At 35.1% G+C, this 18,689-nt stretch carries 22 protein-coding genes; 8 read left to right on the forward strand and 14 right to left on the reverse strand.

Going from position 1 to position 18,689, the window contains the following annotated elements:
- The first annotated feature begins 109 nt into the window (after positions 1-109).
- The gene (locus Dongsha4_RS12875) at positions 110-943 is read left to right on the forward strand and encodes a hypothetical protein (protein WP_330202769.1); all 834 of its coding nucleotides are present in this window, start codon (positions 110-112) and stop codon (positions 941-943) included.
- A gap of 179 nt (positions 944-1,122) precedes the next feature.
- On the opposite strand, the gene Dongsha4_RS12880 is transcribed toward Dongsha4_RS12875, so the two are convergent.
- The 8 genes from Dongsha4_RS12880 to Dongsha4_RS12915 form a co-directional block, all read right to left on the reverse strand.
- Positions 1,123-1,674, reverse strand: coding sequence for a hypothetical protein (locus Dongsha4_RS12880; protein ID WP_330202770.1), 552 nt, complete (start codon positions 1,672-1,674; stop codon positions 1,123-1,125).
- Positions 1,675-1,801: 127 nt separating this feature from the next.
- Positions 1,802-2,473 carry a glycosyltransferase gene (locus Dongsha4_RS12885; RefSeq protein WP_330202771.1) on the reverse strand — a complete coding sequence of 224 codons (672 nt, stop codon included), beginning with the start codon at positions 2,471-2,473 and terminating at the stop codon, positions 1,802-1,804.
- Positions 2,474-2,624: 151 nt separating this feature from the next.
- The gene (locus Dongsha4_RS12890; protein ID WP_330202772.1) at positions 2,625-3,206 is read right to left on the reverse strand and encodes a Uma2 family endonuclease; all 582 of its coding nucleotides are present in this window, start codon (positions 3,204-3,206) and stop codon (positions 2,625-2,627) included.
- Positions 3,207-3,319: 113 nt separating this feature from the next.
- Positions 3,320-3,520, reverse strand: coding sequence for a DUF4351 domain-containing protein (locus Dongsha4_RS12895; RefSeq protein WP_330202773.1), 201 nt, complete (start codon positions 3,518-3,520; stop codon positions 3,320-3,322).
- The gene (locus Dongsha4_RS12900; protein ID WP_330202774.1) at positions 3,486-3,767 is read right to left on the reverse strand and encodes a DUF2887 domain-containing protein; all 282 of its coding nucleotides are present in this window, start codon (positions 3,765-3,767) and stop codon (positions 3,486-3,488) included. The genes Dongsha4_RS12895 and Dongsha4_RS12900 overlap by 35 nt, the downstream gene beginning before the upstream one ends.
- A gap of 75 nt (positions 3,768-3,842) precedes the next feature.
- Positions 3,843-4,805 carry a glycosyltransferase family 2 protein gene (locus Dongsha4_RS12905; RefSeq protein ID WP_330202775.1) on the reverse strand — a complete coding sequence of 321 codons (963 nt, stop codon included), beginning with the start codon at positions 4,803-4,805 and terminating at the stop codon, positions 3,843-3,845.
- A gap of 103 nt (positions 4,806-4,908) precedes the next feature.
- Entirely contained in the window at positions 4,909-5,538 is a 630-nt protein-coding gene (locus tag Dongsha4_RS12910) for a DUF3782 domain-containing protein (protein ID WP_330202776.1), read from the reverse strand.
- A gap of 108 nt (positions 5,539-5,646) precedes the next feature.
- Entirely contained in the window at positions 5,647-6,297 is a 651-nt protein-coding gene (locus Dongsha4_RS12915; RefSeq protein ID WP_330205437.1) for an FkbM family methyltransferase, read from the reverse strand.
- A 97-nt stretch (positions 6,298-6,394) separates the two neighbouring features.
- Here Dongsha4_RS12915 and Dongsha4_RS12920 point away from each other — a divergent pair, with 97 nt between their 5' ends.
- Positions 6,395-7,570: a hypothetical protein gene (locus tag Dongsha4_RS12920; protein WP_330202777.1), complete on the forward strand. Its 1,176-nt coding sequence runs from the start codon at positions 6,395-6,397 to the stop codon at positions 7,568-7,570.
- A 22-nt stretch (positions 7,571-7,592) separates the two neighbouring features.
- Here the strand turns inward: Dongsha4_RS12920 and Dongsha4_RS12925 are convergent, their stop codons facing one another.
- Both Dongsha4_RS12925 and Dongsha4_RS12930 read right to left on the reverse strand, forming a co-directional pair.
- Positions 7,593-8,222, reverse strand: a complete 630-nt coding sequence (locus Dongsha4_RS12925; RefSeq protein WP_330202778.1) for an ABC transporter ATP-binding protein — start codon at positions 8,220-8,222, stop codon at positions 7,593-7,595.
- Positions 8,125-8,460: an ATP-binding cassette domain-containing protein gene (locus tag Dongsha4_RS12930; RefSeq protein ID WP_330202779.1), complete on the reverse strand. Its 336-nt coding sequence runs from the start codon at positions 8,458-8,460 to the stop codon at positions 8,125-8,127. The genes Dongsha4_RS12925 and Dongsha4_RS12930 overlap by 98 nt, the downstream gene beginning before the upstream one ends.
- A gap of 842 nt (positions 8,461-9,302) precedes the next feature.
- On the opposite strand from Dongsha4_RS12930, the gene tpiA reads away from it, so the two are divergent.
- The 3 genes from tpiA to Dongsha4_RS12945 all read left to right on the forward strand — a co-directional run bounded on the left by tpiA (position 9,303) and on the right by Dongsha4_RS12945 (position 12,464).
- Positions 9,303-10,028, forward strand: coding sequence for a triose-phosphate isomerase (tpiA, locus tag Dongsha4_RS12935; RefSeq protein WP_330202780.1), 726 nt, complete (start codon positions 9,303-9,305; stop codon positions 10,026-10,028).
- Between the two features lie 81 nt (positions 10,029-10,109).
- Positions 10,110-10,958, forward strand: a complete 849-nt coding sequence (gene folP, locus Dongsha4_RS12940) for a dihydropteroate synthase (RefSeq protein WP_330202781.1) — start codon at positions 10,110-10,112, stop codon at positions 10,956-10,958.
- A 117-nt stretch (positions 10,959-11,075) separates the two neighbouring features.
- A complete protein-coding gene (locus tag Dongsha4_RS12945; protein WP_330202782.1) occupies positions 11,076-12,464 on the forward strand; it encodes an MFS transporter in 1,389 nt (462 codons plus the stop codon).
- 156 nt (positions 12,465-12,620) lie between these two features.
- Here Dongsha4_RS12945 and Dongsha4_RS12950 read toward each other — a convergent pair whose 3' ends face one another.
- On the reverse strand, positions 12,621-13,280 hold the full coding sequence (locus Dongsha4_RS12950; protein ID WP_330202783.1) for a ComF family protein: 660 nt from the start codon (positions 13,278-13,280) through the stop codon (positions 12,621-12,623).
- Between the two features lie 47 nt (positions 13,281-13,327).
- Here Dongsha4_RS12950 and Dongsha4_RS12955 point away from each other — a divergent pair, with 47 nt between their 5' ends.
- Entirely contained in the window at positions 13,328-13,765 is a 438-nt protein-coding gene (locus Dongsha4_RS12955) for a DUF3531 family protein (RefSeq protein WP_330202784.1), read from the forward strand.
- 25 nt (positions 13,766-13,790) lie between these two features.
- Here the strand turns inward: Dongsha4_RS12955 and Dongsha4_RS12960 are convergent, their stop codons facing one another.
- Positions 13,791-14,033 (reverse strand): hypothetical protein, encoded by a 243-nt coding sequence (locus tag Dongsha4_RS12960; RefSeq protein ID WP_330202785.1) that lies wholly within the window; start codon positions 14,031-14,033, stop codon positions 13,791-13,793.
- 108 nt (positions 14,034-14,141) lie between these two features.
- On the opposite strand from Dongsha4_RS12960, the gene Dongsha4_RS12965 reads away from it, so the two are divergent.
- Positions 14,142-14,660, forward strand: coding sequence for an adenine phosphoribosyltransferase (locus Dongsha4_RS12965; RefSeq protein ID WP_330202786.1), 519 nt, complete (start codon positions 14,142-14,144; stop codon positions 14,658-14,660).
- Positions 14,661-14,747: 87 nt separating this feature from the next.
- Here the strand turns inward: Dongsha4_RS12965 and Dongsha4_RS12970 are convergent, their stop codons facing one another.
- The gene (locus Dongsha4_RS12970; protein WP_330202787.1) at positions 14,748-16,355 is read right to left on the reverse strand and encodes a type IV pilus twitching motility protein PilT; all 1,608 of its coding nucleotides are present in this window, start codon (positions 16,353-16,355) and stop codon (positions 14,748-14,750) included.
- A 392-nt stretch (positions 16,356-16,747) separates the two neighbouring features.
- Between Dongsha4_RS12970 and Dongsha4_RS12975 the strand changes: the two genes are divergently transcribed.
- Complete coding sequence (locus tag Dongsha4_RS12975; protein ID WP_330202788.1) at positions 16,748-17,443, forward strand: DUF928 domain-containing protein; 696 nt, start codon at positions 16,748-16,750, stop codon at positions 17,441-17,443.
- Here the strand turns inward: Dongsha4_RS12975 and Dongsha4_RS12980 are convergent.
- On the reverse strand, positions 17,391-18,587 hold the full coding sequence (locus Dongsha4_RS12980) for an FAD-dependent oxidoreductase (RefSeq protein ID WP_330202789.1): 1,197 nt from the start codon (positions 18,585-18,587) through the stop codon (positions 17,391-17,393). The genes Dongsha4_RS12975 and Dongsha4_RS12980 overlap by 53 nt on opposite strands.
- Positions 18,588-18,689 lie beyond the last annotated feature (102 nt).

Here is an 18,689-nt window from a genome sequence, read left to right on the forward strand (position 1 = left end):
GCGATCGCTCTTTCTTTTCTTGTCTGGATGGGGCTTTTTTCATTTCGGCAATTAAAGGATTACAATAGTGAGAAATATCTGCTAAAGCTCGATCGCACCTCTTTTATTAATGATCATAACTACTACCTATAAAACCCAATCAGAAGATACGGATATTATCTCGGAAATGGTTTTATTTGCCCTATGGAGATCGTGGGATAAGACCAAAAAAGCTATTCACCTGAATCATAATACCCATAATGCTCGTTCTACTGCTTGGCATATTGCTAAAACCTATTTACCAAACAAAAGCCAACAAATTAATTACTTTTTAAGGAAAGTATTAAATTTAAAATATATCAATAAACTATCTGTCGGAGAAAAAATAACCATGACAGGAGTAATAGAAGAAACATTAATCGTGGCGAAAATTCTGGAATCTCTGGGTATTTCTTATCATGTAGGGGGATCGGTTGCTAGTGGCATTTGGGGGGAAATGCGTTACACACAGGATATTGATTTAGTCGTAGATATTCAAGAAAGTCAAATTCAACTATTAGTTAATGCTTTTTCTCCTAGATTTTATATTAGTGAAATAGCAGTGAGAGAGGCGATCGCATTAAGAAGATCTTTTAATTTAATTGATAATGAGACAGGATGGAAAATCGACATTTTTATTTTAGATGATGATCCTTTTCAACTATCAAGATTTCACAGAAAAAAAGAAATTTCTGTCAATGACATGGGAGAAAGTCTTAACTTTTCCAGTGCAGAAGACACAATTTTACAAAAACTAATTTGGTATCGGCAAACTCAAAAACAATCAACTCAACAATGGCGAGACATATTAGGTATCTTCAAACTTCAACAATCAGAACTTGATTTTACCTACCTTCAAGTATGGGCTAAGAAATTAAAGTTATCAACGGAATTAGAATTGGCATTACAAGAATCGAGTTATTGAGTGTTTCTATCATATTATTTCTGATCATCAAAAATGACACTACTTGATCGCCCCCTTATTCTTTAACAAAAACTCGATCGCGCTTCTTCTTTCTTGTTCAGCAAAGATGCGATCGCACCTCCCCTATTCTGTCATTGTGAGGTAAAGAAGCAATCTCGAACCTTATCCCATAACGACAATTACCAAACCTTTGGCTCAAATTTTTGATCGTTAACAATCACTAAATCTTCTCCCGACTGAGTAATCACAAATAATCCTTGACGATAGGCATAACGAGCCACTTCCGATGGTGCTACCATTGCCGCTACTGCTCCCAATAATTGAATATTTTGATAACGGGGTAATAGTCTTTTAAATTTACCCAATCTTTCCAAATGCTCATCCACATCAGTTTTTGTTAGTTTACTTTTGACTTCGATCTCCACTGCTTCTGTGGTATCAACTACCAGTAAATCAATTTCCATTCCTTCATCCCCCTCATTAACGGAAAGATCAGCGGATAATTCCCTTACCGCAATACCACGCTCTCGAAATAATCTGACAGCAGCAGGGCGCACTTGCCATTCCACAAATTCCCCTAAACGATTACCTAAATTCCCTAATTCTTTGTTTACCGCTCTAATTTGTTGATCTGTTTTTTTACTTTGTTCTTTAAGAAGTCGCTCTGTTTCTTTTTGAGCTTCCACTAATTCTGCTAATAATCTCCAAACATCATCGGCAGTAGTTGTCATGATTTTTCACCTCGTTGATTCTTAATATATACAATCATATACAATCTATTATAATTATTTCCGATCATCAAAAATGGCACAACTCGATCGCCCCCTCATTCTTTTCCAAAAACTCGATCGCACCTTTTTAACTCGTCAATATCGTTTCTTCCCATGATCGACATAAAAAATCAAATGTTTTGATAGAATTTAGTTCTTTAATCCTATTTTTGCTATTCTCAACATTGTCGCCCCTTAATTGTTCATTATCTAGCATATTCATAATTAAATCTGCCATTTGTTGTATATTTAAAGGCTCAAAAACAAATCTTGAATCGCCGATCGTTTCAGGTAAGGAAGTCACAGAAGAACAAATTACAGGAACATCCAAAGACATTGCTTCTAATAAAGGAAAACTACCCGCTTCATATAGAGTAGGAACAACCACTAAAGCACAGTTTTTATATAACCAATATAATTCTGTTTCTGGCACAATATCCATAAAATGTATTTGTTTTGATACAGGTGAATTTGTTAAGTATTTTTCTATGGTTTCATCGAAAAAAGAATTCTTTTTGCCCGTACAAACTAAATTAATAGAGCGTTGATGTTGAGCTTTGATTAATTCTATTGCTTTAATTAGAGATAGATGATTTTTATGTTGCCAAGTTTGGGCAGGGTAAAGAATAAAGTCTTTTAAACTATCATATTTTTCAAAATATTTATTGGCTTCTATGGCAACTTTCCATGCTCGATCGAATCTTAATGGTTTCTGAGATTTTTGAGATAAAGTTAACGGCGAATAATTTAATAAAGTCATAAACTATTTCTTTGATCATTTTTTGATTGCTATATATTGACTAATTCAAAAAACCTAACATAACATTAGACATCTCCAGAAATATAGGCAAGATGCCTGTTATACGTTGGTAACATAATAATTTAATTTTAGCTTTTTATTTTTTGTACCTCTATTTAAGTTCGCTAATAAACTCATTTACGGCATCATATTGATCATGATAATTAATATATTTTGTAAAACTTTCTAAGTTTAAATCAGGTAATAAATTACTTTCATTAACTTTAATATATTGATTATTTTTTAAGGTATAAACTGTTAAAACTTTATTTTGCCAAAACCAAACTTCAGGAATAGCAAGACGGCGATATATTTCTAGTATATTAATATCTCCACTGGTAATAATAATTTCAATCACTAAATCAGGAATCTCTTTTTTACTATGAATATTATAGGATTCATCGGGTTCTTTTCTTCCCGTTATTTCTTTAGTCCCCAAAGTTGCACTACCACCACTATAAAATCTGATATTTTTTGCTCTTAAATAGGCATCTAATAATAGGCTAATAGTTCTTTTATAATATTCATGTTCTGTTCCTAAAATCATAATTTCTAATATACTATCTAAATAAATTAGTCTAACTCCAGCAATATCATTAAAACTACTTTCTAAATTTTTCAACTGATTCCAAGTAATACCATGTAAAAATAATTTATTGGATTGTGGTTGAGGAGTTTCTAATAATATTGTCATCGTGTTTAATTCTCCTTTTATTAAATAAGTTATTTACTTTTTTTATCTTGATTTAATATGTTGTTATTAATGAAGGCTCGATCGAGCACCCCCACTTTCAGTGATCGAGATTTTTAATGATTGTTATTTTGAAACCAACTTTCTAAATCACTCATACCCTGAAAATTTAATAAGGCTTCTCCCAAAGATTCTAATTCTGAGATAGGGCGCGATCGAACTTTTTCCTCTTGTATGGGAGTTAAATTACCACAACAGCGAGTTAATAAGCGAATAGCGAGATTAGCTTCTCCTTTTTGTACGCCTTTGTACGCCACGTTTTTCACCACGTTTTTCGCCAATTTGTAAAACCTCTTGATAAAAACGAGTTTGAGTAATATCAGCTTCTTTCAGGTTAAGCATTTTTTGAATCTCCTCGATGGTTAATTGAGTAAATTTGTTGACTAATATTGCTTCTACTAAGTCTAATTTTAGTCTAAATTCCATTTCTGTTGTGGCACTGTTTAAAATTTGTCTTGCTTCCGATGCGGCTTGGGCTTCAGGTGTAACGATTAATCTTAACAAAGGTAAATTAGGACTTAAATTGTCTTGATGTAATAAATTCAGAATTCATCTCATAAGTTTTATATATCCTACTGATTACTTCTTGATTAACTTTTTAATCTTACCTTTCACTCTACCCAAACGAGAACGCAATTTTGCTTTAAAAGTATCCGCCTCCTTCATTGCTAAACCTCCCAAAATATGGTTAAAAGTATATAAATCAGCTTCCTTATGTTGCATCACAAAGGGAGGATGAATAATCTCCCCAATATCTTCTGTGGGCATATTAGCTAAAGGGCTATCCCCGAAAGTATGAGTACCATCTTCTCCAAAACCAATATTGGATACCAAGTTAACATTAGGTAATACTGTTAAGCCATTTTGTGACCAACAAGCAAAAGTCCATTGGTAATCCCATGTATTGGGTTTATTTTCCAAAAAGAGTCGATCGAATATTTGTGACCAGTATTTTTGTTCGTAGAGATCTTCATGAACAAATTTCATCATTTCTAAATCTCGAAACTCGATCCATTTTTCGAGGTTAAAATGCCAATGTTGCCAAGCCCGTCTCCAAGATGCCCAGCCCCAACAATGATTATATTTAGAAAAATAATAGCTATAGGGTGTTCTTTTATTGCCTCCCTGAAAATTATTTCCCGTAATTACCATTATTCGTTCATCGTCTCGATAATAGTCAAGCAGAGTTTCACAATAGGTAAAAAAAGAGGGATGGGGTAAACAGTCATCTTCTAAAATAATTGCCGTCTCTACCTGCTCAAATACCCACGTTATGCCACTAGAAACTCTTTCCCTACACCCCAAATTCTCATCTGCATAGTTAGTATAAACTTGACAATCCCAATCTACTTGTTTGATAATATCCCGTGCTTGTTGACATTTTTCGGCTTCTTCTGGATTTCTCGCACCATCAGCAATAACAAATAGTTGCTTTGGTTTAGCTTGACGGATGGCGTTAAAAACTTGTTGAGTTTGTTTTGGTCTTTTGAAGATAATTAAGGCTACGGGAGTGTTAAGCATAAAATCTATGGATATTTTCACCCTATTATTACAATTTCCATAGATGCGATCTCTCTTCTTCTTTCGTTTCTTTCCATAGGTGCGATCGAACCTCCCATTTCCTCAAAGATCGATCGAACTTTCTTTACCATGCTAAGGGTTGAAAATCTTTAGGGGTGTCTAGTTTAAAAACATCGTCATGGATACGGGCAACGTATAACCCCTCTTGTAAAGCCCTTTTACGCACATCTGCGGACATATCTACTGCTGTTAAGATACCATAAACTCTTTTTCTACCATGTTCGGGGAAAAAATGATGAAAACGCCCTAAGATGTTTTTGAGTTGGTCAATGGCTTCTTCTTTAGCGTGACTTTTCACTTCTACGATATAAACGGTGTTAATCTCACCATTACTGTAAGCTAAGACATCGATTTCTATTTCTTCTCCGTCTTTACGAACTCTAACACTGGGGCTAATGACATTCATCCCGAATTTTTTTTGCAGGATTTTTGTCATAGAAGGCAAGGCTAACCCTTCAGTGAAACTACCGAATTTAGAACTTAAACCGCCAATTTGTTTCCCTAATTCTTTAATCTTGCGATCGGTTTTTTTCATTTGTTCATCGGTTTTCTTTTGTTGCTCACTAACTTCTTTGATAAGTCGCTCTGTTTCTTGAAATCGACGATCGGTTTCTTGGAATTTGCGATCGGTCTCTTTTTGAGCTTCCACTAATTCTGCCAATAATCTCCAAACGTCATCGGCGGTAGTTGTCATGGTTTTTCTCCTCCTTGATTCTTAAATATCTACAATCTATTATATTCTTTCCTCATATCCAAAAAGGTACAAGGGCGATCGCCCCCTCATTCTTTTCCAAAAACTCGATCAAACTTCCTCATTCTTCAATTGACTCTTTGTATCAAGAAAAAATAATGTATTCACAGTTTTTGCATATATTTCATAACCCAATTGATCCAAAAAACTAACTAATTTAGAATGTTGTAATTGTTTTAAAGATAGCCGACTTAAATCTTCAGCTAAAATTAGTTTTGGTCTATATTTTTCCCAATTATTGGACTTCAACACTTCTAAATCTAAACCCTCCACATCAATGCTTAAAAAATCAATACTCTGATCAGACGGTAAATATTGATCTAAGATTTCTGACAATTTGTAGGTTTGAATTTCTGTTTGACTTATAATTTTATACTGTCCTCTTAACCCGTCTCTTTCTTTTGAGATTTCTGGAGAAAATCCATTCAACGCAGGTTCATTAAATTGATAATAAACTAATCTTTGGTCATTATTCGATATAGCTAATTCCAAGTTAATATCATTTGGTCTTAATTCATTAAATTTTTGCATTGAGTTAGGTAATGGATCGATATTAATACCTTTCCAACCCCGTAAGTAAAATATATATGTATTAGAAAATCTTTGAGGATGATGTGCTCCAACATCAACAAAAAATCCGTCTTTTTGTCTTTTAAAGAAACGAGCAAGAACTAAATCCTCCCCTTCTTGAGAATAAGCAATATTATGCTGACAATTCTGAAAATGGCTGAAAAGCTGAAAGTGTTAAGAATCAAACCGTATGCTTAAATGAAAATGCCCAAAATATTTTTCCTAAATCATGAAATTTCATCTATCTAGCATAATTCAGATTTTCTTTGTCAGATTTAATAGATTATTTCGCTCTCATAAAATTGAAGCATTTGAAGCTATTATGATTTTAGCAATCAGTCATGCCTATGGCTGTTTTAATCCTAAACAATTGGCAGATTTCTTAGGAGTTAATCATCAAAAAATATATACAGAAATTTCTTCATGGACATTATACAAGCTCCAAAAAGTTTTAAAATTATTGATGGTCAATGTGGCAGTAGAACAGTTACAAATTATTGAAAAAAAGAGTAATTCTACACAGTCAAGGGCAAAGATAACATTTGCTGTAGATGATAGTGTTATTGACAGAGTAGGAAAGAGGTTACGCTGTACATTTACTTGGTATAGTGGACGTTGGAAAAAAGTGGTAAATGGACAAAATATATTAGGAATCATATTAACAATCAATGGAAAAGCAATACCCATTGGATTAAAATATTGCTCCAAACAGGGAAGAAAAAATACGGATAAACCAAGTATTTTAATTGCGATGTTAAAGGAAATTAAAGAAGAATGTCTCAAAGAAAATATCAATATTAGTAAATATCCTATTACTCTCGATTCTTGGTATGTATCAAAACAATTAAAAGAACAATTAGATGAACTAGGATTCACCAAAATTATTATGGCTGGGAAAAGTAGTTATGTATTTGAAGGAGAAGATTTTAAAGGAAAAGGAAGTGAATGGAAAAAAAGAGTGGATTATCAAGAAAATCAATGGGGAATAGATGTGCCTTGTGTGAGAAAAAAATTATCAAATCCGACTTTTGGGGAGTTAAATTGGTTATTTTTTCAAAAAAGTAATAGTAGTTGTTATTTATTGATGGATTTAAGTAGTATATCGTTGAGAGGAGTAGAAATATGGCGGATATGGTCTGCACACAATATTATTGAACAGTTTTGGAAAATGTTAAAATCGGTACTAAAAATTGCGGAGATGAAATTAAGGAAACAGGGAATTTATATAGGATTATTAATTAAAGTAATAATGTATTTAATACTGTTATCAATGCAGTTTATGCCTAGTTTAGGTCGTTTATCATTGACGCAAATAATGAGAAAAATAGAATCAACAACTAAGCTACCTGATGTAATCAAAGAGCATTTTCAGCACGATTTTCTAGGGGTTTCAGCTATGGCATAGCTTTTCAGGGTTTTTGGAATTATCAGCAAAATCCTGTAAGTCGAATATCACCATTACCAGAACGAGGCATATTAACTATTTCGACATTTCTAGTTGATTTTTCTAAATCTTGTAAATAAAAATTAATCCCAGATGAAGTTATACCGTCAAATTTTACTTCTCCCCCAGATAAAACTAAAGTTCTTGAACATAATTTCTGGATAGCAGCCATATTATGGCTCACAAATAAAACGGTTCTACCCTCTTTTGAAACATCCTCTATCTTCCCTAAACACTTCTTCTGAAACTGGGCATCACCCACCGCCAACACCTCATCAACAATCAAAATTTCAGGCTCTAAGTGTGCCGCCACCGCAAACGCCAACCGTACATACATCCCCGATGAATAACGTTTGACGGGAGTGTCCAAAAACTTTTCTACTTCCGCAAAAGCGACAATTTCATCAAACTTTTTCTTAATTTCCTCTCGACTCATGCCCAAAATTGCACCATTGAGAAAGACGTTTTCCCTACCTGTCAATTCAGGGTGAAAACCTGTACCTACTTCTAATAAACTAGCTACTCGACCCTTTATAGAGATTTTGCCCGTAGTAGGTTCGGTGATGCGACTGAGGATTTTTAAGAGATAAGAGAGTGGATTTTCCAGCCCCATTTCGCCCAATAATGCCGACTCTGTCACCCCTTTTAATCTCAAAGGAAACGTCTTTTAAAGCCCAGAATTCTTCTGTTTCGGGAGTGTCGAGGGTTTTTTGACCTTTAAGCAGTTTTTGCCCTAGGGATTTGGTACTGTTGGCGATGACATCTCGCAGGGCTGTATAGCGTTCAGGTTTTTCATGGGCGATGACATATTTTTTACCTAGATTTTCAACGGCGATAATGGTATCCGACATATTCAACAGATTGACAACGAGAATTTACTAAAATTCTACACTCTTGGGTAAATATCTCACCAGAAATATTATTTTTAAAGTCTATTTTGAGACAAAGTTTATAATATTCTCCACCCTTTTAAGTAAAGAATTGCTATAAATCAAATTATCAACTTCAATCATTTAAACCCCCAAAAACATTATTGTCCGAAAAAATCAACAAATACAACCATAAAAGTGCACTCGCTAATTCTCTCAGGCAATAACACTGATTTATTTCAACCTTGAACTAACAAGGATTTTCTTTTAAATTGAACACCGAATAAACGGCAATTACTCTGAAGTAGAAACAACAAAGAAGATTAGCGAAGAGCGTTGATAGCGTAATCGATGTAGGAATCAGCTTCAACAGAACGATCAAAGTAGCTAGCTACTTCTGCCATTAAAGCACTACAATCACCAAGAGTAATGTTGTTGGTATCATTAGCGATCACTAAAGTTGCATCTTTCTTTTTTTGAACACCAACTGCAAGTGTTTAATTAACTCTGACTCTAGTACCCCAATACCCTAGCACCTGCAACCGTGAAACCTTGCACCTACCCTTTTCATTAATATCTTTTATTTCCTTGCTTAGTATAACAATGAGAGAATTTGCCTAAACATCATACACGCTATAAAATAAGAACTTTGAAACTTATGTCTAAATCAATAGGGTTTTATCTTCGCTCAAGGTAATTATGTCAGTAAATTTACGAATAATACTTGTTTTGATAGTGAGGTTGATTCCTTATTTACTTCTGTGGGGCTTGGACATAGGATAATTAAAGGAAATTAATAATATTAATAACTAATAGAAAGTAAAGTGAGACAAATTATTATTGCTGGTAACTGGAAGATGCACAAGACTCAAACAGAGTCTTTAGAGTTTTTACAGGGTTTTCTCTCCCATTTAGAAGATACTCCCGAAGAAAGAGAAGCAGTGTTATGTGTACCTTTTACCTGCCTAAATTTCATGTCTAAAAATCTTCATGGCAGTCGTGTTAAGTTGGGAGCTCAAAATATTCATTGGGCAGATCAAGGGGCATTTACTGGGGAAATTTCTGGGGAAATGCTGAAAGAGTTTGGTATTAACTATGTCATTGTTGGTCATAGTGAACGTCGTCAATATTTTGGTGAAACTGATGAAACGGTTAATGCTCGTTTATTGGCCGCTCAAAAACACGGTTTAATCCCTATCTTATGTGTAGGAGAAAGTAAGGCTCAAAGAGATGCGGGGGAAACAGAAGCGGTAATTTCTGCTCAAATTGAAAAAGATTTGGTGAATATAGATCAAAATAATTTGGTAATTGCCTATGAGCCTATCTGGGCGATCGGAACTGGGGATACTTGCGAAGCGGTGGAGGCTAACCGAGTTATTGGTTTGATTCGCTCGCAGCTTACCAATCAAAACGTTACAATTCAGTATGGTGGATCTGTGAATCCGAAAAATGTTGATGAAATCATGGCACAACCTGAAATTGACGGCGCATTAGTTGGAGGAGCAAGTTTAGATCCTGAAAGTTTTGCTCGTTTGGTTAACTATCAATAGGTAATGGGTTCGGGGTTCGGGGTTAGGAGTTAGGAGTTTTTAATTATTCATCATTTACTATTCACTGTTCACTTTCTTTAGATGACTCAATCTTTAACTATCCGCAATTATCACTTTGAGTGGGGTAAACGAACCTATTTAATGGGCATTCTCAATGTTACTCCCGACAGTTTCAGTGATGGGGGAAATTTTTATTCCGTGGATAATGGGGTTAAACAGGCGTTAAAAATGGTCGATGAAGGTGCAGATATTATTGATATTGGGGGGCAATCCACTCGCCCGGGGGCAAAACAAATTACTCTCGAAGAAGAATTGAATCGGGTTATTCCTGTAATTCGGGCTTTACGGCAAAAATCTGATATTCCTATTTCCGTTGATACCACTCGCTCTGAAGTTGCAAAAGAGGCGATCGCATCTGGTGCGGATATAATTAATGATATTTCGGGGGGAACTTTCGATCGGGAAATGCTACCTACAATCGCAAAATTAAATGTACCGATTATTTTAATGCACATTAAAGGCACTCCTGAAACCATGCAAAGTTTAACGGATTATCAAGATTTAATAGGAGAAATAAAAGATTTTTTACAAAAACAAATTAATCAAGCAACTAACTTAGGAATAAAAAAAGAATATATTATTATCGATATTGGTATTGGTTTCGCAAAAAATTATGAGCAGAATATAGAATTACTAAGAGCAATTAATCAATTCAAATTAATGAATTTTCCCTTGTTAGTGGGAACATCGAGAAAAAGTTTTATCGGCAAAATTTTAAACCAAGACGATCCTAAAAAACGAGTTTGGGGAACTGCCGCCAGTTGTGCTTATGCTATTACTCAAGGAGTAGATATTCTCAGAGTTCATGACGTTGCACCTATGTACGATATTGTCAGAGTAACAGATGCTATATCCCGAAGACTAAATTAACTGAAGTAACGAGTAATGAGTTTTTAACTATTAATTACAATTATCAACTATACACTATTCACTAATTGCCCTTCTCGTTCTAAAGGTGATGTTATAATGTTGAAAAATGAAACTTTTATGAGTACAAAAAAAGTATCAGATAATCAGCAAACATCAGAAAATTATCAACAAGTAAATCAACATCGCCCTCAGTTTAGTTTTCGGCAAATATTGAATATGAATCTAGGTTTTTTAGGTATTCAATTTGCTTGGGGACTACAAATGGCAAACATGAGTGCTATATTTGAGTACTTAGGGGCAGACGCTCATCAGTTACCTATTCTTTGGATTGCCGCACCCTTAACGGGTTTATTAATTCAACCAATTATTGGTAACTTAAGTGATTATACATGGACTCCTTTAGGTAGGAGAAGACCTTATTTTTTAGGTGGGGCGGTTTTAGGTGCGATCGCACTTTTATTTATGCCTCATTCTCCTAGTATTTGGGTTGCCGCTATTTTACTATGGCTATTAGATAGTAGTGCTAATATTAGTATGGTTCCTTTTCGAGCCTTTGTTGGTGATTTACTGCCTCAAGACCAACGTACAAAGGGATTTGCAATACAAAGTGTTATGGTGGGTATGGGGGCAATATCTGCTTCTGCCCTGCCTTGGATTTTAAGTCACTTTTTTCAGATAGATAACACCACTAATGCTCTTCATCAAATACCTTTAACCGTTGAATATTCCTTTTATACTGGTGCAATTCTCTTTTTAGGAACGGTAATTTGGACTGTTATCACAACTCCAGAATATCCTCCTCAAAACTTAGAAAAATTTGAACGCCTACAGGAACAAAGAGGGGGAATTATGAGTAGTATAAGAGAAAGTTGGCAATCATTGCAAAATATGCCTTCGACGATGACTTATTTAGCCAAAATTCAATTTTTTACTTGGTTAGGTATATTCTGTTTTTTCCTCTATTTTCCCCCTGCGGTAGCTAGAAATATTTTCGGTGCAACGAATCAAGGTTCACTGCTTTATAGTGATGGTATTGAATGGGCAGGAGTTTGTTTTGCTCTATTTAATGGTGTATGCGTTATTTTTTCCTTTTTGTTACCTAACTTTGCTCAAAAAATAGGTCGTCAAACAATCCATTGTTTATGCTTATTCTGTGGTGGTATTAGTCTTATCGCTCTACTATTTATCCACAACAAGTATATATTATTATTCTCCATGTTCGGTTTTGGTATCGCTTGGGCTAGTGCTTTAGTTATGCCCTATGCCATGTTAACCGAATCAATTCCCCCTCAAAGACGAGGTATTTATCAAGGAATCTTCAACTTTTTCATTGTTTTACCAGAAATTGCGGTTTCTCTGTGCTTTGGCTGGATTATGAACTATTTTCTCCATGACAATCATCTTTTAGCCGTTGTTTTAGGGGGAGTATTTCTGATTATCGGTGCTGGTTTCACCTTACCTAGAGTGGAAGGGTTGAAAGCTATTTTTCCCCAAAGCTCCAATTAAGAGTAAGGTCAGTTCGGGTTAAGGCAATTTTATTGTTATTTCTAAGAAGTTATAAGGTTTTCTGACTAGGAGAAAATAACGCTTTCAGCTTATCCAAAGCTCAGGTTATATTAACTCCGAACTCCGAACCCCGAACTCCGAACCCCGAACTTAGGTTTATTCGCTATTCACTTTAGAGAGAGTCGCTACTCCTATCGATAGTAATTTGTGTTTAGTTAAAACTTGTCGGGCTTCATTAACGGTTGTGCCTGTGGTGTAAATATCATCTACGATTAGAATTGGGTAACTTTTATTGATTGTGGCTAAATCCTGCCCTATTTCAAAAGCCTTTGTGATATTTTTCCTTCTGGCAGAGGGGTTTAAACCAAACATTGCTGTTGTGTCTTTCACTCTTTGTAAAAGATTTGGCTTAAGAGAATAGCCTGTAATCTGAGTAAAACCACGAGAGATTAATTCGGCTTGATTGAATCCTCTTTGTTTCAATTTTTTAGGGTGTAGGGGAATTGGAATTACTGTTAATTTTTTATATTTCTCTTTGTTTCCCGACTCAAGCCATTTTTTTCCTAACCATTGCCCCATTAACACTCCTAAATTTCTATTGCCATTATACTTTAAAGATGCGATCGCTCTTTTTAATGTACCGTCATATTTTCCCCATGCAAAAATAAGAAAATTATCAGATGTTAATTCTTGAGGGGAATCCAGTTGACAAAGATCTATTTTTTGCTGACAATAAGAACAAATAATCTTTTCTGCTGTGCGTTGACAAAGGGGACAATTATCCTTTAAAAATAACGACAAAAAATGATTTAACATTACCTTAATTTTTTACTGATTCTTGGCAAATAAAAACTTATTAAAAAATGGAAATAAACTTCAGAGAATTTAACCCTTTCGACTTATGGATTTGGTTAGAGTTTGATCATGTTCCCTCAGAAATGGAAAAGCAATATGTAGAAGAATTATTTAATTCATGGTTTTATATCGGTAAATTAGGCGGCTTTAACGCAGAAAATTTACAAATTCAAGATACAGGAATTGATATTAGTTACTTGCAGTACGATTATGATTTTGCAGACAATGCCATGATGTCTCCTATGCACAATATGGGAGAATTTGAGTATGTTGGTAATTGGGGAAGATGTTGGTTTGATTTAGGTACAAGTGACTTAATTGCTCTTGATGTTTTAATCAATTCTCTTAAGGAATTAGCAAAAGAATATGTTGGCATTATTCAGTTAATTATTGGCGGAGAAAATGAGGATTGGACAGTAGAAAAAAGAAATGATTTTGATGATTAAATTATATTTTTTTACATCTTAAAAGTTATTCTTTACTTAATTTTTCTCCTACTTTTTTGATCAACCAACTCAACAATGCACCTGTGAATAAAATTCCAATGGCTGGATTAAAAACAGGTTGCCAAAGTTGATACCAAATATCCCAACCTAAAGAAACTCCTAAAGAACGTCCCATAAGTGCGATCGCAAACCAAAAAAAGCCAATAATAACAAGAAATACATCTGCGATTAAAAAGCGATCTAACCAGAGTAATAATTTTTCTTTCATAGTAAAATTTAGGGTAAAATCTTAAATCCTAAAGGTCATTGTATAATTCTGGTTAAAAAGAATACTAGATTAAAAGCAATAAAAATTACTTATATAAAATCAAAAACTATGGACTTAAAAGCCTTAATCCGAGATATTCCTGATTTTCCCCAACCCGGTGTCATTTTTAGAGACATTACCACATTATTAAAAGAACCAAAGGGCTTAAAGTACGTCATAGACTCCCTTGCATTGGAGTGTGAAAAATTAGAGAATATTCCCGACTATATTATCGGCATTGAATCAAGAGGATTTATTTTTGCTCCTGCTTTGGCTTATCATTTAGACGCAGGATTCGTTCCTGTACGTAAAAAAGGTAAACTTCCTGCGGATGTACATTCCATCGAATACCAATTAGAATACGGTACAGACACATTAGAAATTCACCAAGATGCTATAACATCTGGCTCGAAAGTGATGATTGTAGATGATGTGATTGCAACAGGTGGTACAGCTAAAGCAACGGCAGATTTAGTTCAAAAGATTGGTTCAGAGCTTGTGGCCTTTGGTTTTATTGTAGAATTGACAGGATTAGAGGGTAGGAAAAAATTACCTGATTTACCCTGTATTAGCCTTGTTGAGTATTAAAAATTAACAATCATGTTTTCTCCCTAATCCTAATTCCCCAAGTCATAAACACTCCTTACTCCTTAACTCCGAACTCTGCAAACTCTTTTAAACTCTACCTCTCAACATCATTGCCATTTCATTACGAGTGGGGGAATGTTCAAGGGCAGTTTCTTCGGTGATTCTTCCCTCTTGATAGAGATTAAATAAAGATTTATTCATCGTTACCATTCCATCATATTCCCCGTCTATCATCAATTGAGCAATTTCCTCATATTTGTTGCCAGTAATGTAATCTTTCACTGTTTCTGTGTTGATAAGAATATCGTGGTAGGCGGCTCGTTTCCCGTCCGTAGTACGACATAGACCCTGTGCAATAACACACACCAAAGATTCTGCGATCGCAGATCTAATGGCTGGTTGTTCCTCAGCAGTGTATAAAGTGAAAATACGTTCTAGGGTTTTGATAGCACTGTTGGTATGTAAAGTACCCATAACTAAGTGACCTGTTTGGGCGGCTTTAAGGGCTGTGTTCACAGTGGATTTATCCCGCATCTCACCTACTAGAATAATATCAGGATCTTCCCGAAGTGCCGCTTTTAGAGCATTATCAAACAATAGAGTATTCATTCCGACTTCTCTTTGCTTAATCAAAGACTTACGACTTTTATGGACAAATTCCACAGGATCTTCAATGGTGATAATATGTTTAGGAAATTCACTATTGATATAGTCAATCATTGCCGCTAGGGTGGTGGATTTACCTGAACCCGTAGGACCTGTAATCAAGATTAAGCCTTTATGAACCTCACATACTTCTCTGAAAACAGGAGGAAGGCGTAATTGTTCCATCGAAAGGATTTTTAAAGGAATTAAACGCAACACTAAAGCAGGACCAGTTAAAGTATCGAAAACATTAATCCTTACCCTTGCGAAGTCATATTGAGTCGCCCCATCAAACTCTAATTCCTTCTTAAATTTCTGAATTTCTTCCTCTCTCATAATCTCTCTTAACCAACTCATAAAAGTATTAAGATCGATTTCTGGATATTGTTCTAAAATTACCATCTGACCTCGATCGCGCATTCTGGGTAATTCACCCACTCCTAAATGCACATCAGAATAACCATTATCAAAAGCCAACTTAACTAATTCTTGTAGAGAAGGTTGTCCGGGAGATCTTCCCACTGGTGCAGAAGGACGAATCCCCGCTTGTGGCCCCGGTCTCAAATTAGCTTTCTGTACCGTACCTCCTCTGCGTACATCTGTTTCTCCCGGTTTAGCAGTGCTACGAGGAGGAGTTAAAGGAGGGGGAGTTAAAGGGGGAGGAGTTAAGGGAGGTGGAGTGGGAGTTGGGCGGACATTTTTCGCCGATGGAGAAGGGTTACTAGGGGGTTGAAGAGAATTAGCATCTTTTCTTAATCCAGGAGGAGGAGGTAAATTGGGGCTTTTTCTTCCCAAAGGAGGCATCATGTCAGGAGAAGTGATTTGAGTTTGATCTTCAGATTCAAAATCGTCATCATCGTCAAAATCAGGGGCATCAAAGTCAAGAGATTGAGAAGAAAGGCTTTGGCTATCATCCTCCAGAGAGGGAAATTTACGATTACTCATTCTGGTTTCATCATCAGTTTCCGTTATACCCTGACGTTGGGTTGGGGGTATGATGGGAGGAAAAGGTAAAGGCTGTTTTTTAGATCTATCAGAGGATTGGGTCATAGCTATTTTTCTCTCAGCTTAGAATATCTCTTTTTCTCAATTCTACTGACATATTCTCTGAATTTAAAGTAAATCTTAACAATACTATAGTAGTTGCAAAGGGTAGAGTAAAAAGGGCAAGGAGCAAAAGGTAAAGAAAAAAGGTCAAAGGTAAATAGCTGATAATTAAAAGGTGACAGGTTTCAGGTTTCAGGTTTCAGGTGTTAGATGTTAGAAAATTTCCGAATTTTTAATTCTCCCTACTCCCTACTCCCCACTCCCCTACTTTTATAAAACCCCTAACTCCTAACTCCTAACCCCGAACCCCGAACTCATTACTTATTGTTGATTCCCTTGTTATCATAAATGTGCAGGGATAAGAGATGAGATTAAAACTTTAATGAGGTAGAACAATGAAAAATAACAATAATCCTAATTTCCTCCGAGGGATAAGTAAATTATTTGTCGCAGTTACAAGTATCATGGTTATCTTGCCTGTATCTGTAAACGCCCTTGAATTTCCTAGCGCTCCTGAGAGAAATCCTCCCAAAAGTACGGCGGCAGGTGGACGTAGAGGCGGTTGTGTTCAAGGTGATTTACCTATAAAAGCTATTACCCCCGGAGACGATAACAAAATTAAAACTGTATCTTCTCAGCCTCCTTTTTATATTTATATTCCTAAAACTAAGGCAGATTCTGCACAGTTTCTGATTAAGAATGAAGATGGAACTCAGCTAGATTTTCAGGAAATAGCTATTGAAAATGGAGATTACATTATTGAAATTAATTTATCTGACCAAATAGGTATAACAGAGGGACAAACCTATACTTGGGAAATATCGTTAGTGTGTAATCCTATGTTTATTAATAGTGGTAATTATACAAAGGGTACAATTGAAAGAGTATCCCTAGATGAGTTAACGGAAACTCAATTAAAGATGACAGGGGATACCCTTGATAAAGCCAAAATTTTTGCCAATGCAGATATTTGGACAGAAACTTTAATCAATGTTATTGCTGTTAAGGATTCTCAACCCCAAGAGTGGATAGAGTTACTTACTTCTGTTGGTTTGCATGATTATGCTGAAAAAAGTTTTGCGACAAATTAAAGGAAATAAGGGTTTCTTCGCTATTAACTAAATAGTCGGCAAAGTATCGGGCAAGGGGAGGCACGAACACAAATGGACTGGTAAATCCAGAAAAGACGGATAATCCTTCTATTTGTCCGATTTTACCCACTAAAAAAGGCATACCCTCTGTAAAGGCAACTTGGCAATTATGCCATTTCCCTGATAAGTTAGCCAAGGAAGGTAAAATAGATGCGATCGCATCTCTGAGTCTTTTTTCACTGATGACAGAATCAATGGGAGAATTAAGATTAGGAATTATTTGACTGATTTGCCCCAGACAAAAGCTACCATCGAGAAATTGAATTGCCCCCGCTTCTAACACATCTCCATATAGAGTGTTGCTTTCTTCTTGCCATATTTTTTCTGCTGATTGAGCCACTTGTTTTTCTGTATCAAGACGTTTCATGGTACAGGGCATAACCAACGTTTTTAGTTTTACGGGAGCAGGAGGAGTCATAATTAACTGGGCATGACTAAAATAAAGAGGTAAATTTATCCCTAAATTTTGCAAAATAGAACGAGAAAAAGCTCCTGCACAAAGAATTATTTGACTAGCAGAATAAATATTTTTTTCAGTTTTTACCCCTGTAATTTTATCTTGGTTTTTCTCTACAGAAATTACTAATTCTTGCTCAACTTTACCCCCTAATCTCATCAATGCTTTTTGATAAGCAAATATCATTTTCTCTGGGTGAACATGACCTTGAGGAAATCTTAAACTACCAGAAATTGCATCTGCATTAATTAATGGTTCAAGAGAAATAGTTTCTTTTTTATCTAATAGTTTTGGGGCAATATGAAATTTTTGATATTGTTCAAAAGTGTTTTCAGGATCTTGATTTTTATCAATAGTAAATAGTAAATCTAATTCCCTAAAATCAATATTATAGTCTAACTCTTCTGTTAAATTACGATAAATATTAATACCTTCTTGGCATAATTTAATAGTTGTTTCATCTGTTCCGCACCAATAAGAAATTCCCCCATAACTATAAACGGTAGCATTGTTTAAAGTAGAATCTTTTTCTAATAGCAAAACTCGCAGATTTTTTTTAGCTAGTTCATAACTTAAAACTGAGCCAGTTAAACCTCCACCAATGATGATTACATCATAATTATTCATAGAAAATAATAGTAAAAATATCTTTAAACTTTCTGCATATATTATATATAACCTCTGGTCAGAATGAAATTTTTTGCTTAAAATTAAGATGCTAAACGGTTA

Origin of the sequence: Cyanobacterium sp. Dongsha4 (assembly GCF_036345015.1) — a bacterium.
GTDB lineage: Bacteria > Cyanobacteriota > Cyanobacteriia > Cyanobacteriales > Cyanobacteriaceae > PCC-10605.